The sequence below is a fragment of the Streptacidiphilus sp. P02-A3a genome (genome assembly GCF_014084105.1).
Classification (GTDB): domain Bacteria; phylum Actinomycetota; class Actinomycetes; order Streptomycetales; family Streptomycetaceae; genus Streptacidiphilus.
This window is the reverse complement of the sequence record NZ_CP048289.1, coordinates 5998130-6012622: the sequence shown is the minus strand read 5'-3', so window position 1 is coordinate 6012622 and position 14493 is coordinate 5998130. Positions and strand designations below refer to the sequence as shown.

Sequence of the window (14493 nt, the reverse complement as noted above, 5' to 3'; positions counted from 1 at the left end):
AGGGGACGGTGGAATTCACCGTGCGGGGCGACCGGCAGGGAGCAGTGGGCGGCCAGGCCGGGGCACGTGGACCCGGCGGGCCGGTGGAACCGGTGTCAACGACAGAGTGCGCTGGCCATCCGGACCAGGTCTACGGCGAGCCTGGACACGAGCAGGGTATGGATGACGACGGGGCGATGTGCTCGCTGCATGACAGTCTCCACCCGGGCAACCCCCCGGAACTTCCTGCGCTTGTGGCATGACCCCCATGCCACCGGGCTTTTCCTCGGGGCACCCCACCGCAGTGTGAGGGTTGCCGGCCAGCCAACCGAGGTTTCGCGCTGGCGCTCTTTGCCTGAACAGAGGGTATGGCGAGCAGCGAATGCCGTCAAACAGTCCAACCACGGATCGGCGATGACGGATCGTCAGTCAATGCCTCGCGGACGGTCGCGGCGGCCGTTCGTGGGCACGCCGAAATGACCGTTCCCCGCGGCCCTGGTGCGGGCTGCGGGGTCCGGTCCGGCGAGCGTCGACCGATCCAGGTCGGCCCTCGGTGGGGTCAGCCCACGGCGGCGGTCTGGTCCACCTCCTCGACTGCCGACGGCGCGGCGGCGTCCGGGCGCGGCAGCCTGATCAGGGCCAGGATCAGCAGCAGCGCACCGGCGGCGAACGCGGCGGAGACCCCCATCGTCACGTCGACCCCGTGCGACAGCGCCCGGCGGGCCTCCAGCAGCGGGTTCAGCGAGATCTGGCCGCCGGGGTGACGCACAGCGGTGTTGAAGAAGGTGACCAGGACGGCGGTCCCGAGCGAGCCGCCGACCTGCTGGGTCGCCTGCAGGATGCCGGAGGCGGTGCCGGAGTCCTCCGGCGGCACGCCGCCGAGGATGGCCAGGCTCAGCGGCACGAAGGCGAATCCGCCGCCGAGGCCGAAGAGCACCACCGGGCCGAGCACCCCGCCCGCGTAGCTGGTGCCGGCGCCGACCTGGGTCAGCCACAGCAGACCGACGCCGACCAGCACCGTTCCGGCGATCAGCACGGCAACACCGCCGAGCTTGGCCACCAGCGGCTGCACCACGGCCGCGCCGACGAACATGAACACCGCGAACGGCAGGAACGCGAATCCGGCGCGCAGCGGGCTGTAGCCGAGGACGTTCTGGAGGTACTGGGTGAGGAAGAAGAACATGCCGAACATCGACGCGGCGACCAGCAGCAGGGCCAGGTAGGACCCGCCCCGGGTGCGCTGCGCCAGCAGGCCCAGCGGCACCAGCGGCTGCTGGGTGCGGGCCTCGATCAGCACGAAGCCGACCAGCAGGACCACCGCGGCCACCAGCGAGCCGATCGCGGCGCCGTCGCCCCAGCCGTTGGAGGCGGCCCGGATGAAGCCGTACACCAGGGCGACGGTTCCGGCGGTCGCGGTCAGCGCGCCGGGGATGTCCAGCCGTCCGCGGATCCGCTCGGGCTCGCGGATCACCAGCGGGGTGAGCAGCACCACGGCCACGCCGAAGGGCACGTTGATGAAGAACACCCAGCGCCAGGAGGCCTCGGTGGTGAGCACACCACCGAGGATCAGGCCGATCGCGGCCCCGGCGCCAGTGACGGTGGAGTAGAGGGCGATCGCCCGGGCGCGCTTCGTGGCGTCCTGATATGTGGTGATGATCAGGGCCAGGGTGCTGGGCGCGGCGACCGCGGCGCCGAGGCCCTGGGCCGCGCGGGCGACCAGCAGCAGCCCGGACGAGTTGGCCAGGCCGCCGACCAGCGAAGCGATGGTGAACAGGCCGACGCCGTAGATGAAGGTCTTGCGGCGGCCGAAGATGTCGCCGGTGCGTCCGCCGAGCAGCAGCAGGCCACCGAAGGCCAGCATGTAGGCGTTCTGCACCCAGGACAGGCCGACGGTGGAGAAGTGCAGGGTGCGCTGAATGTCGGGCAGGGCGATGGTCACCACCGCCGAGTCGAGCACCACCATCAACTGGCAGGTCAGGATCACGGCGAGGGCCAGACCGGTGCGGGGGGCGGGGCCGGACGGCGAGCCGTCCGGATTCTTGGTACCAGGGTTGTCCAGTGCGACGCTGTTCTCGGTCACGACTCTCCCGTGGTCGGGTCGGTGCGCGCCGCGCGAGACCGGCTCGGCCGGCGGCAGGCGCGCACATATTTGGAAACGGAGGTATCCTCCCCTTCAGTAACGGATAATACGGAGGACTCCTCCGATTGGCAACCAGGAGCGCGTGATGGAGAAGACGCCCGCAGGCCCGGCGGCACCCCGCCCCGCCGCCCGCCCGATGCGCGCGGACGCCCGCCGCAACTACGAACGGCTGTTGGCCGAGGCCAGGGACTCCTTCGCCAAGCACGGAGCGGACGTCTTCCTCGACGACATCGCCAAGCGGGCGGGCGTCGGCGTGGCCACTCTCTACCGTCACTTCCCCACCAGGGAGGCGCTGTTGGACGCGGTCGCGCAGGACTGGACGGAGGCGGTGCTGACCGAGGCGCGGGAGCTGGTCGCCGGTCCCGACCCGGCCGCCGCGCTCGCCGTCTGGCTGCGCTCGCTGGTCTCCCACATGAGCGTCTACCGGGGCCTGGTCGCGGCGCTGGTCCCCTCCATGGGCAACCAGAACTCGCCGCTCAACCCCTCCTGTCAGGTCATGGCCGAGGCCGGGACGCTACTGCTGGAGCACGGCCAGCAGGCCGGGGTGATCCGGCCCGACGCCACCACCGCGGAGGTGCTGCAACTCGTCAGCGGCGTCGCCTGGGTGTGCGAGCAGTCCGGCGGCTCGGCCGACGTCGACCGGCTGCTCTCGTTCACCATGGACAGCCTGCGCTGCCCGGCCGTCCCCGCGGTGGGCCGGGCGGCGGCGTAGCCGGGAACGCCGTCGGCGCGGCGGGGAGACCCCGTCGCGCCGACAACTGACCATCCGTCAGGACTGGCCGTACGGGCCTCCGCACTGACCCACGGAGTTCCAGTAGCTGGAGCCGGGGGAGGGGGAGTCGCCGACATTCGGTTGGGCGGCCGTCCAGTTCCATTCGCCCGGCTCGCTGACACCCTGCCCGGCCGAATAGGACGCGGTCGGATTCCACAGCGGGTAGCAGCTGGGGTAGGCGCTCGGGCTGGCGCTGCCGCTCGGGGTCCAGGTGGGACTCGGTGACGGCTCCGGACTCGTGCCCTGCGCGAACGTCGCCGCGTAGCCGGTGAACTGGTAGGGCGTCTGGGACACGCCACTGCACGTGCCCGATCCCACGGTCAGCCCGCTCGCCGGAGCGCACGGACGGTCCCGGCCGACCGACCAGAAGGTGTACCTGCTCATCCTGTTGGCCAGGGCGAAGTCGACCACCCGCGCGGCGTCGGCGGTACTGAGCCGGGTGCCCTCGCCGGTGCGGCCGACGGTCTGGTCGATTCCCTCGTACGCGTAGGCGGTGGCCGGGTCCCAGCCGAAGACACCGGCCAGTTGGGCGTTGAAGTCCTGGAGCGCGGTGATCTCGGACGCCGCGCCGGTGAAGCCGGCGCCCTCCGGCTTGATGGTGAAACTGTTCGGCCGGAAGCCGAGGCCGAGGGCGGTCCGCAGCAGCGACACCACGTCGCTGTCCACCCCGGTGGGGGAGGTCGGCACGGTGATCGAGACGTACATCCCCGGGTTCCGCTGCTGCTCCACCTGGGCCGCGCCGATCTCGGCGGCGACAGCGGCGGGATCAGCCAGTTCCGGTCCCTCCACATCGATGTCCAGGGCGCTCGCGCCGAGTTGGTAGAGCACGGTGGCCTCGGTGTCGGCCGTCACGTACGCGTCGCCGCAGGCCTCGCCGAGCGGGACGCCGGTGGGGCCGCCGAAGCTCACGGCCAGCGCGCCGCCGGTGGTCTGCAGGTTGCCGACGCCGCCGCCCACCGGAACCGCCGAGACGGGCGTGTGCGCCCGCCCGGCCCAGACCGCGTCGCAGTCCTTGCGCTTGGCGGCGACGACATAGGCCAGGTCGAACGCCTTCTGCCCGGTCGCGGCCATCACCTGGCCGAGATCCGGGGGATTGGCGCCGTTCACGTCGACGTACGGCGCGGCCGCGTACCAGTTGCTGCCGAGCGCCCGCTGCGCCGAGGCGGGCAGCGGTGCGGAGGCCGCACTCGTCCCGTCGGTGAGTAACAGGGCGCCGGAGGCGACGAGCAGGGCGACCGCCGGACTCAGGAAGCAGGCTGTGACTCTTCGCATCATTCCACCTCAGGTGATGTCGACGGGGACACGCCACGCGAGCGGTCCCGGGCCGGCGCCGCGCGTGCACGGACAATCTGGCCCGGCGGCCGATGGGGTGTCAAGGTCTATACCAATGAGGCGAGTTGGCGGCCCACCCGGCAACAGGCGAACGGCGGTGAACCGGTCGTACGACTCGCCCGGCGCCACGGCCGACGGGTGATCCGAAGCGCCGCCACGCGGCCGGACGCGCCGAGGCGGACGACGTGGTCGAAGCGGTCGGAGAGGTCTCGACACCGGGGCTGGAGGTACGCGAAACTCCGGGAATGACCGTGACTACGCGTGTGAGTCGAGTGGAGAACGTCGGCTTCTCGTCCGGGAGTTCCGGCACCGGGCCGGCCACCTGGGGCCAGCAGGCCATCTGGGACGCGGTGCGCGTGCTGGGCGAGGGGGCCCACCACTACAACATCTTCATCGGCTTCCCGGTGGAGCCGGGAATCCCGGTACCCCGGGTGCTGGAGGCCGTGCCGAAGCTGCTCGGACTGCACCCGTCGCTGCGGACCCGGCTGGCACCGGACCGGAACGGTGAGCTGCGCCAGTTCCTGGACGCCGAGGGAAGCGTCCCGGTGCACCTGCTGGAGGCCGACGCGGACCACGCCGAGGAGCGGGGACGCGAACTGCTGGCCGGGCTGGTCGCGACGTCGTTCGACTGCGCCGTCGAGCTGCCGATCCGGATCGCGGTGGTGGACACCGGCGGACTGATGACCTTCGTGGGGTTCTGCCTGTCCCATACGGCGGTGGACGGCTGGGGCCTGTCCCGGGCGGTGATGGACCTGTTCGCCCTGGCCGGTGGCGAGTCGCCGGAACGGTTGCGACAGCGGTACCCGTACCTGCGGCCGCTCGACGAGGCCGCCTTCCAGACCTCGGAACGGGGCCGCAAACGGGACGCCGGAGCCCGTGAGTTCTGGGCGAAGAAGCTGCGGCTCGGCCCCCGGGCGGTCTTCGCGGAGCCCCCGGCCGGACCCCCGGCCGAGACCTTCCCGCTCGCGGTGCTGAACTCGCCGTCGCTGGCCCGCGCGGTGGACCTGGTCTCGGCCGGGCACCGGGTGGGGAGCTCCTCGGTGCTGCTGGCGGCGGCGTCGGTGATGCTGTTCCGGCTGACCGGCACCCCGGACCCGATGTTCCAGGTGGTGGTCAGCAACCGGTTCCGCTCCGACCTGACCCACGCGGTGAGCACGGTGGCGCAGGAAGGACTGCTCCATCTACCGCACTCCGAGCGCGAGTTCGCCGAGGTGCTGCGCCGCGCCCAGGCGGTCACGCTGTCCACCTACCGCAACGCCTACTACCGGAAGCGGCTGCTGGACCAGGACATCGAGCGGATGCTGGAGCAGGAGGGCACGGTCGCCGACCGCAGCTGCATCTTCAACGACCGCCGTGACCTGGTGCCGCACTACCCGGTGGAGGGCGACCCGTCCAAGCTGCCGCTGGTCCGGTCGAGGCCGCTGACCACACTGAGCTGGCCGGAGGAGTGCCCGCCGCGCCTCGGCGCCAGCTTCGCCCTGGACGCCCAACACGCCCCGGGCTCCGTGGAACTGTCGGTCACGGCGGACCCCGGCCGACTGCCGAAGCCGGACATCGAGGCGCTGCTCCACGGGATCGAGGAACTGGTGGTGAACGAGGCGGTCGCCCTGGGCGCCGACTGACGCGACGGGAATGACGGTGCGTCAGAAAGCGGGAGGTGGTCGGCCGACCGCGAACTACCGCACCGTCGACAGCCGTTACCGGTGGTCGAGGATCCCCTGCAGCCAGTCGAAGACCACCTGGCAGTGGCGCTGCGGGGCCATCGGGGAGCAGTGCAGCTGGGCGCCCTCCGCCGCGGTCAGCCTGACGTAGTCCCTGGGGGCCCGCAGCAGGCCGTACAGTTCGCTCGGCTGACCCGGGTAGAACTGCTCGTCGTCGTAGTCCAGGACCAGGGTCGGGGCGGTGATCCGGGATGCCACGGCGCTGATGTCCAACGCGATCAGCACCTGCGCGGGGGTCCAGAAGTCGGTGAGGAGCTCGCCCGCGCGCGCGGCCCGCATGGCGGCGGGGGAGAAGCCCTCCAGGCGCTTCTGGAAGGTGAACCGGTCGACGGCGGACAGGTGCGGAACGATCTCCTCGTTCCAGATCCGGTTGGTCTTCGCCTTGTCCCTGCCGACGATGCCGCGGATGTCGGCGGGGAAGGCGTCCCAGGGCGAGACGCAGCCGGGCATGGCGACCAACGCGGCCAACCGGTGCTCGAAGGCCGCGGCCCGAGGGGCGAGGTTGCCGCCCATGCTCATCCCGGTCAGCGCGATGCGGGACCGGTCCACCTCGGGACGCCGGTACAGCCAGTCGACCAGTGGGCTGATGACGCTCTCCCAGCGGCTGCTGAAGGGGATCTGGTCGACGAAGAGCAACTGCCCCTGGCCGGGGCCGTCGTGGACGAGCGCGTTCCAGCCGCGCTCCAGGGCGGCCGCGACACCGTAGGTCCACATGTCGACGTTCTGGCCGTCGCTGCCGTTGCCCAGGATGACCGTGGGCCGCGGCCGGTCCGAGGAGTCGGGGCGGAAGAACCAGATCGGCATCCGGGCGCGCCCCCAGGGCACGGTGGCGCGCACCGCGGCCGGCTCGCAGAGCGAGGCGAAGGTGTCCCAGCAGTCGCGACCACGGCGGTAGACCGCCTCCTCCCGCGCGTGCCCACTGGTCCCGAGGACGAAGTACAGCGCCTGGGCGTAGTACTGCGCGGCCCGCAGCGAGAGCCGGCGCCGACTCTGCGGACGCCCGTCCGCGCCCGCGTCGGCGGCCTGACGGGCCAACCGGTCGCCCAGCGCGTGGAAGGTGTCGGTGAACGTCTGGTAGTCCGCTCCGGCCGCGTTGATCGCGTTGACGGCCGTCAGTACCTCCCCCACCTCACCGCTGTGCTGGCCCGAACCCCCCAACGCGAACAGGGCGTTGAAGTTGAGGTCGGAGGCCGCGAGCAGCTGCGTGGCACCGGGGCCGGACGACGGTGCCGCGGTGGCGGCCCTCGGTGTGGCCGCCGCGGCCGACGCGGCTCCACCGAGGGCCAGTGCCCCGCTACCGGCCGCCGCGAGCGAGGCGAGCACACCGCGTCGGGACGGGCGGCCGCCGACGGGAGGGTCCTGAACAGGGCACATGCTGGTTCCTTTCCGGGCACATGGACGCGCTTGACCAGGACCGCCGCCCCGCGCCGCGGGAGCGCCGACCGGGCCCGCCGGATCCGCGTCAACCATGCTGCCGCGCGGACCCGTTGCTGTGGTCAACCCGTGGGCTGAGGCTGGTACGCGTTGCCGGGCGGAGCCGCGTCGGCCGCGTAGCGCCAGAAGTCGCGCAGCAGCGGGGGCGGCGTCGGACCGGTCAGTTGCACCTGGGTGAGCAGGACGCTGACGGTACCGGTGGCCGGGGTGAGGTGGGCCGCGGTGCCACTGCCACCGACCCAGCCGTAGCGTCCCGGCACGTTCCACGGGTCGATCCGGGCGACGTCCACCGATCCGCCGAAGCCCCAGCCCTGGCCCTCCAGGAACAACCGGCCGGCGTCGCGCTGCGCCTCGGTCAGCTGGTCGCTGGTCATCAGCCGGACCGACTCCGGCGACAGCACCCGTCGCCCGTGGCCCGCGCCGTCGGCGGCGCCCCCGGCCAGCAGCATCCGGGCGAAGGCGAGCCAGTCGTCGGCGGTGGAGACCAGCCCCCCGGCGGCGGAGGGGAAGCCCGGCAGGCTGCTCCACTGCCCATCGGGGGCGTCCAGCAGCTCCAGGCCGCCCGCGCCGTCGCCCCGGTAGTAGCTGGTGAACCGGTCGCGCTTGGCGGCCGGGACGGTGAAGCCGGTGTCGTCCATGCCCAGCGGTACGAAGATCCGCTCGGCCAGGAACTCCGGCAGCGACCGGCCGGAGACCCGGGCCACCAGCACGCCCAGGATGTCGGCGCAGGTGTTGTACAGCCATGCCTCGCCCGGCTGCCGCAGCATCGGGATCCGGGCCAGCCGGGCCATCCACTCGTCCGTCGGCGGCACCGTGTGCGGCAGGTAGGGGCCCTGGCTCAGCACGCTGAACAGCGGTTCGACCGCCGGGAGCGAGAAGTCGGACGGGAAGCCCCACCCGGCGCGGAAGCTCAGCAGGTCGGTCACGGTGATCGGCCGGGCGGCCGGGACCAGGTCGTCCAGCGGGCTCGCCGGGGTGCGCACCACCAGCGGCGCCGCCAGCTCCGGCAGCCAGTCGGCGACCGGGTCCGGCAGCGCGATCCGGCCGTCGTCGACCAGTGCCAGCACCGCGGCGGCGGTGATCGGCTTGCTGATCGAGGCGATGCGGAAGATGGAGTCCCGGGCCATCGGCGTACCGCCGCCGGTGTCGGCCGAGCCGACGGCCGCCACCTCCACCCGGTCGCCGCGGGCCACCAGGCCCACCGCCCCCGGCAGCGCGCCGTCATCGACACGCGCCCGCAGAATGCCGCTCAGATCGGTCACCGCACCATTGTCGGCACCGGCCCGGCGCCGCGCGGGCGCGACACGGCGGGCGCGCGCGGACGGCTCAGCTCATCCCCGAGCAGGTGGGGGCGGCACCAGGGCACGCCCCCGCCCGGGGCGCTACGGCTCCTGCGGCCCGCAGTCGTCGGTGAAGATGGTGGCGGTGCCGTACCCGCCGCTCGACTGCTGCAACTGGAAGGTGTTGTAGGCGTTGCCCTGGCAGGTGTAGACGAGCTGGCCGCTGGAGGTGGTGGTCGGGACGGTGGTCCAGTACCCGACACCCTGCCAGCCGTTGGCGATCGGGATGTTCAGCCACAGGCTCGCGTAGCTCTCACCCGCGCAGATCGGCGTCTCGGTGATGACGATGCTGGTGGTGGTCGCGGAGGTGATCGTGGAGGTGCCGCAGCCGGGGGTACCGGCGCTGGCGGCGGGGGCGGTCACGGGGACGATCACGGTGGCTGCGGCCACCGCGGCGGCGGCGAGGATTGCTCTGGGTCTCACGGGATCTCCGTCCTTCGGGCGTTCGAATGCGGGCGCGGACAAGCGGAGGAGGTGGGGCGAGCGGGACGGGGGTGCGGCACACGGCCACGGGCCGGCCGCAGCAAACGGTAGCCATCGCGCCATGGGGGCGCAATACATCGCGCAGATCGCGAAATTATCGCAAGAAGACGACGCAAAAACTTGCTATGGTCGGCGGTCGCAACCGCGCCCCCGGCGCCGACCCCCGACTGACCTCGGCTGGACCCCGACTGGTGGAGCCCCCGGTCAAGAGCCCGTCAAAATGCCGGGCCGCGGTGTAGACCTCGCGTCAATGATCACCGCTGACCGGCCCGGAGCGCGGTCCCATGGAGGTGGGGGCCGCAGCAGCAGCGAACGGCCGGTGAAGCAGGAAGAGGATCGCCATGTACTCAAGCGTTCGCGTCATCGTGGGGGTCAGCGGCTCGCACCGCAGCCCGGACGTCGTCCGGCGCGCGGCGGCGGAGGCGCGCAAGCGGGACGCGTTGCTCGTCCCGGTCATCGCCTGGACGGCGGCGGAAGGCGACCCGCTGCGCCCGCTGTCCGAGCTGCGGCACAGCGCGCGCGAGCGCCTGGACACGGTGCTCGAACTGGCCTTCGGCGGCATCCCCGAGGGGATCAGGATCCACCCGCTGGTGCTGCGGTCCGAACCCGGACGGGCGCTGGTGACCACGGCGGACCGCCCGGGAGACCTGCTGGTGGTCGGCAGCGGGCGGCCCGGCGCGGCCGGTCACGTCGTGCACGGCGCGGTGACCAGGCACTGCTGGACCCACGCGGCCTGCGAGGTACTGATCGTGCCGCGCGCGGAACACCCGGAACTCGCCGCCTGGGTCGGGACCCCGGCGCACTGCCACGCCGGTGTCGGGTACGAGAACTGAGCCGGTCGCCCACACCCACGGTCGCGCCAACCGTCGCGTCCACGCCCACGCCCACATCAACGCCCACGCCCACGCCCACGACCACGCCCGCGCCCACGCCCACGCCCACGACCCGGTGGCGTCAGGACTTCTCCGCCAGCACCGGCGCGATCACCTGAGCCAGTTCGGTGCTGGTCATGGAGTCCAACACCCGTGCCGCTACTCGTCCCTGACGATCGATCACCACAGTTGACGGCACGCTCTGCGGGTCGACGGTACCGGCGGGGAACTGGAGCAGCAGGGAGCCGTCCGGGTCGTAGAAGTCCGGGTAGGTGAGGCCGTGGGCGCTCACGAAGGCCCGGGACTCGGGCAGTTGCAGGTCCCGGGTGTCGATGCCGAGGAACTGCACGCCCTTGGCCGCGTCGGTCCGGAAGACCGACTCGAAGCCGGAGGCCTCCGCCCGGCACGGCGAGCACGTGGAGCTCCAGATGTTCACCACCACGACCCTGCCCCGGTAGGAGGCGAGACTGAGCGGCTTGCCGTCGAGGTCGTCGCCCTTGAGCTCGATCGGTGAACCGCGGTGCGCGAGCGGCACGGTGGTGACCTCGCCGTAGCCCGGGATCTGCTCGTTGGTGGCGATGGCGCCGCTGCCCGCCGCACCCGAGCAGGCGCTGAGTGCGAGCGCCAGGGCTACCGCTGCGGCGGACGCCAGAGTTGTGGATAGGTACGCACGGGTTGGGCGAGTCATGCGGCAAGCCTTCCACAGCGGCGGTGGCGCCCGGACGGCAGGGCTGCCCCGGCCCCGCCCGTCGCCAACGCCACCCGCCGTGCGCTCAACCGCTGTGGCCTCAACCGCTGTGGCCTCAACCGCCGTGGCCTCAACCGCCGTGGGCGACCTGTTCCGGTCGGACGTTGTGCGGTCGGCCGCCGGGGCTGTGGCCGGCGAGCTTCGCGCCGACCAGGTCGGCCAGGACCACCGCCGTCTGCCTGGCGGTGACGCTGGGCGCGGTGGCCGGTGTCGGCAGCAGCATGAAGCGTCCGAGCGGGCGGCCCTGGAAGCGCGCGGGCAACTCGATCTCGTCGCTGGGGAACCCGAGGGCGGCCACGTCCCACAGCGAACTGCCCCAGCGCAGACTGCCGTCCGGCCGCAGCACCGGGGGATAGGTGGTGGGTTCGTCCACGACGAAGCGGCAACCGCGCAGCGCCAGCAGACTGGTGAGCTGCCCGGCCACCTCGTCCAGCACGGCGTCGGTGGGGACGTCCGCGGCGACCAGCTCCGCCGTCCGCCGGACGCCGCCCGCCTGCGCGCCGCCGACGACCGCGATCCCGTGCATCCGCCGTCCCCGGTGCGCCAGTTCGGTCACCGCGATGCCGACGACCAGCAGCAGTACGGTGGTCTCGATGTCGTCCCGGCCGTTGATCGCGAAGCGGTAGTAGGGCTGGGTGAGGAAGAAGTCGAACCACAGCGCCGCCGAGAGCGCGGTCAGCACCCCGGCCGTGCGGTGCCCGTTGGCAGCCACCGCGACCACGATCACCACCAGGATCAGCGCGGCGTTGGCGACGGGCAGTACGGTGCGCAGCGGGATCAGCAGTGCGGCCACCGCCGGTGGTACGGCGAGGGCGGCGACCAGAGCGAAGCGGTCCCGATACCGGTGCAGGGCGATCATGGCGCGCCTCCCGGACGATCCAGACCGCACCCCGGAGCGGAGCGCGGCACGCCGCACCGACCCCGGTGGCCGACCCGGCACCAGCAGCGTAATCCCGCTCAGCACCCCCGCATCCGCCCGGCTGACCAGCCTTGACGCGATTTTGTCGGCCCCGGCTCGGCGCGGTCGGGCATGGCCCCGACGGGTCAGCCCCGCTCGTCCCGGGCCTCGGCCGCCTGCCCCCGGACAAGCCGCTCCAGCTCTGCTGCCGGCTCGCGCGGCGTTCTGGGTCACAGGGTGCGCAGGGCGCCGCCGTCGATGTGGATCATGCTTCCGGTGACGTAGGACGCGGTCGGTGACAGGACGACGGCGGCCATGCGGCCGAACTCCTCGGGTGTGCCGTAGCGTCGCAGGGGGATGTTGGCGGTTCGCTCGGCGCGGGCCCGCTCCGGGTCGTCATTGGCCTGCTCCAGGCTTCTGAGGCGATCGGTGGCGATCGAGCCGACGACGAAGCCGTTGACCCTGATGCCGCGTGGCCCCAGTTCATCGGCCAGCGTCTTGGCGGCCATGGCGAGCCCCGGGCGCAGGCCGTTGGAGACGCCCATGTTCGGCCACGGGGATTTCACCGACAGGGACAGCACGAAGCCGATCGCCCCGTCGGGCGGGAGCACGGGTGCGGCGGCGCGGGCGAAGCGCAACGCGCCCAGGAAGACCGACTCGAAGGAGTCCCGCCACTGCTCGTCGGTGATCGTGGTGATCGCACCGGTGGGCGGCCCGCCCACGCTGATCAGCACGCCGTCCAGGCGGCCGAAGTGTCGCAGGGTGTCGGCCGTCACCTGGTCGGCCGCTCCGGCGTGGGCATTGTCGGCGGCCAGGCCCAGGACGTTCTCCGGGCTGCCCAGTGCCGCCACGGCCTCATCGACCGCGTCCTGACTGCGGGAGGAGACCACCACCCGGGCGCCTTCGGCCAGCAGGGCCCGGGCGGCGGCGAGGCCCAGGCCCCTGGTCCCGCCGGTGATCAGGAAGACCTTGCCCGCGATCCTCAAGTCCATGGGTACCCCTTTGGATTCGGGCGCGATGGGCGCCCCCGCTTCCCACTTCCAGCTGCGGCAGAGCCTACTCCATATCACAATCCAAGAACAAACGTCTCACTATGTGAAGCGATACGCAGCACATGAGACGCTGATTCCGAACAGATTCGGATCTCGGGAACCTTCGGCCGGTTGCCGGACACCTATAGGACATGGAACTGAACGACGCTGCTCCCTCCGCATCGGTCGGACCGATATCCGATCGGGAGTTGTGGGCGCTGGCCGTCGACGGTGACCGGGAGGCGTTCGGTAGGATCTTCGACCGGCATGCCAAGGCGGTCTACAACCACCTGTTCCGGCGTACGGCCGACTGGTCCGAGGCCGAGGACCTCACGTCGACCGTGTTCCTGCACGCCTGGCGTCGGCGATCGGAGACCGTACTGGACCGCGACTCGGCCTTGCCGTGGCTGCTCGGCATCGCCGACCACCTGCTGTCGAACACCAGGCGGCGGCTGCGGCGGGCCGAGGCTCTGCTGCATCGGCTGATCTCGCACGACGAGCCGGTGGGCGACCACGCCGACCGCGTCGCCGGACGGGTCGACGACGAACGCCGGATGTCCGAGATCCACCGGGCGCTGACGCGGCTTCCGCGCCACGAACGCGAGGTCGTCGAGCTCTGCGTGTGGTCGGGCCTGGACCAGCAGGCCGCCGCGACGGCGCTGGGGGTCGCGGTCGGAACGGTGAAGTCCAGACTGCACCGGGCGCGGCGGAGGCTGAAGGACGACCTCGGCGCTGTCGGCGGCCCGACGGTTCCGATGTCGTTCGGTCCGAAGAATCCCGTCAGTAAGGAGGAGGTCGCACGATGAATGACCCACAGGGTGTTCCCGCGGCTCCCCGCGATCGCGATCTGCCGAACCACCGGCGGATCCGCGAGGAACTGCTGATGCGGATCGATCCGGAGGACCTGCCGACCTCGCTGCGACGCGGGTGGGCGCTGCCGCTGGGGGTCGCCGCCGGTGTCGCGGCGATGAGCGTCACGGCCGTGGTCGTTCTCGGCGGGCACGGGACGCCCAGGACGGGTCTCGCCGCCACCCCGCTCGGCACCGGAAGCCCGACGAGCCCCGCCAGCCCGACGAGCCCCGCCAGTCCGACGAGCGCCACCGCGTCGCCCGGTCCGAGCGCGGCGGGAGGCACCGGGTCAAGCGGGGGCGGCACCGGCTCCGGGGCGTCGGCCCCCGCGTTCACGGTCGCCAGCGAGACGACGACCCCGATCGACTCCGGGACCGTCAGCGAGATCCTGGCCTCCTGCCTGGGTGCGGACGCCTCGCAGTACCAGGCGGTGATCGCCGTCCGCACTCCGGTCGCCTCGTCGGACTGGGACGGCGCGGTCGTCGCCGTCAACTCCGCCGACCAGTACGTGCAGTGCGAGACCAAGGGCCGGAAGGGCACCAGTCAGGACAGCCCGGCGACGTTCATCAACAACCGGCTGTGGAGCCCCGGCCACCTCCTTGAGTACTTCGACAGCGTCGGCGAGCCCGCCGGCCAGGGGCAGTACGTCCTGCTGGGTGCCGGGCACTACGCGTCGGACGTCGCCAAGATCACCATCAGCTACGGCAACGACCCGAAGCAGTACCCGGCGATCATGGCAGGCGGGGCGTTCCTCTACACGGCTGCCCTCGCCACCACCGGTTCGGCCGGTTCCACCTCGTTCTTCGAGGGGCCGAGCCCCTACGTCCACGCCTACGACGCGTCCGGCAAGGAGATCTACAGCCAGTAGCCGACTCGGCGCCCGGTAGCCGCTGC

At 72.1% G+C, this 14493-nt stretch carries 14 protein-coding genes and 1 riboswitch; of the genes, 5 read left to right on the top strand and 9 right to left on the bottom strand.

Translation table 11 applies throughout. The features are described from left to right. Nucleotides 1–95 precede the first annotated feature (95 nt). Together GXP74_RS42290 and GXP74_RS25825 are read right to left on the bottom strand one after the other, a co-directional pair. Nucleotides 96–191, bottom strand: coding sequence for a putative leader peptide (locus tag GXP74_RS42290; protein WP_370468462.1), 96 nt, complete (start codon nt 189–191; stop codon nt 96–98). Nucleotides 192–222: 31 nt separating this feature from the next. Then, nucleotides 223–335, bottom strand: a riboswitch (SAM riboswitch). A 203-nt stretch (nt 336–538) separates the two neighbouring features. Further along, complete coding sequence (locus tag GXP74_RS25825; protein ID WP_182453626.1) at nt 539–2059, bottom strand: MFS transporter; 1521 nt, start codon at nt 2057–2059, stop codon at nt 539–541. A gap of 145 nt (nt 2060–2204) precedes the next feature. On the opposite strand from GXP74_RS25825, the gene GXP74_RS25820 reads away from it, so the two are divergent. Further along, nucleotides 2205–2831 carry a TetR/AcrR family transcriptional regulator gene (locus tag GXP74_RS25820; RefSeq protein ID WP_225448190.1) on the top strand — a complete coding sequence of 209 codons (627 nt, stop codon included), beginning with the start codon at nt 2205–2207 and terminating at the stop codon, nt 2829–2831. Between the two features lie 57 nt (nt 2832–2888). On the opposite strand, the gene GXP74_RS25815 is transcribed toward GXP74_RS25820, so the two are convergent. Further along, nucleotides 2889–4163, bottom strand: coding sequence for a chitinase (locus GXP74_RS25815; RefSeq protein ID WP_182453625.1), 1275 nt, complete (start codon nt 4161–4163; stop codon nt 2889–2891). Nucleotides 4164–4468: 305 nt separating this feature from the next. On the opposite strand from GXP74_RS25815, the gene GXP74_RS25810 reads away from it, so the two are divergent. Then, nucleotides 4469–5845, top strand: a complete 1377-nt coding sequence (locus GXP74_RS25810; RefSeq protein WP_225448189.1) for a condensation domain-containing protein — start codon at nt 4469–4471, stop codon at nt 5843–5845. 75 nt (nt 5846–5920) lie between these two features. Here GXP74_RS25810 and GXP74_RS25805 read toward each other — a convergent pair whose 3' ends face one another. The 3 genes from GXP74_RS25805 to GXP74_RS25795 form a co-directional block, all read right to left on the bottom strand. Further along, complete coding sequence (locus GXP74_RS25805; RefSeq protein WP_225448188.1) at nt 5921–7318, bottom strand: S9 family peptidase; 1398 nt, start codon at nt 7316–7318, stop codon at nt 5921–5923. Between the two features lie 122 nt (nt 7319–7440). After that, a complete protein-coding gene (locus tag GXP74_RS25800) occupies nt 7441–8640 on the bottom strand; it encodes a serine hydrolase (protein WP_182453623.1) in 1200 nt (399 codons plus the stop codon). Nucleotides 8641–8760: 120 nt separating this feature from the next. Next, nucleotides 8761–9141: a hypothetical protein gene (locus tag GXP74_RS25795; RefSeq protein WP_182453622.1), complete on the bottom strand. Its 381-nt coding sequence runs from the start codon at nt 9139–9141 to the stop codon at nt 8761–8763. 401 nt (nt 9142–9542) lie between these two features. On the opposite strand from GXP74_RS25795, the gene GXP74_RS25790 reads away from it, so the two are divergent. After that, nucleotides 9543–10034 (top strand): universal stress protein, encoded by a 492-nt coding sequence (locus GXP74_RS25790; protein ID WP_182453621.1) that lies wholly within the window; start codon nt 9543–9545, stop codon nt 10032–10034. A 121-nt stretch (nt 10035–10155) separates the two neighbouring features. Here GXP74_RS25790 and GXP74_RS25785 read toward each other — a convergent pair whose 3' ends face one another. The 3 genes from GXP74_RS25785 to GXP74_RS25775 form a co-directional block, all read right to left on the bottom strand. Next, nucleotides 10156–10761: a TlpA disulfide reductase family protein gene (locus GXP74_RS25785; protein ID WP_182453620.1), complete on the bottom strand. Its 606-nt coding sequence runs from the start codon at nt 10759–10761 to the stop codon at nt 10156–10158. A 130-nt stretch (nt 10762–10891) separates the two neighbouring features. Further along, entirely contained in the window at nt 10892–11680 is a 789-nt protein-coding gene (locus tag GXP74_RS25780) for a DUF4118 domain-containing protein (protein WP_182453619.1), read from the bottom strand. A gap of 269 nt (nt 11681–11949) precedes the next feature. Further along, complete coding sequence (locus GXP74_RS25775; RefSeq protein ID WP_182453618.1) at nt 11950–12711, bottom strand: SDR family oxidoreductase; 762 nt, start codon at nt 12709–12711, stop codon at nt 11950–11952. A gap of 191 nt (nt 12712–12902) precedes the next feature. Between GXP74_RS25775 and GXP74_RS25770 the strand changes: the two genes are divergently transcribed. Together GXP74_RS25770 and GXP74_RS25765 are read left to right on the top strand one after the other, a co-directional pair. Then, entirely contained in the window at nt 12903–13556 is a 654-nt protein-coding gene (locus GXP74_RS25770; RefSeq protein WP_182453617.1) for an RNA polymerase sigma factor, read from the top strand. Further along, on the top strand, nt 13553–14467 hold the full coding sequence (locus GXP74_RS25765) for a hypothetical protein (RefSeq protein WP_225448187.1): 915 nt from the start codon (nt 13553–13555) through the stop codon (nt 14465–14467). The genes GXP74_RS25770 and GXP74_RS25765 overlap by 4 nt, the downstream gene beginning before the upstream one ends. The last annotated feature ends 26 nt before the right edge of the window (nt 14468–14493 follow it).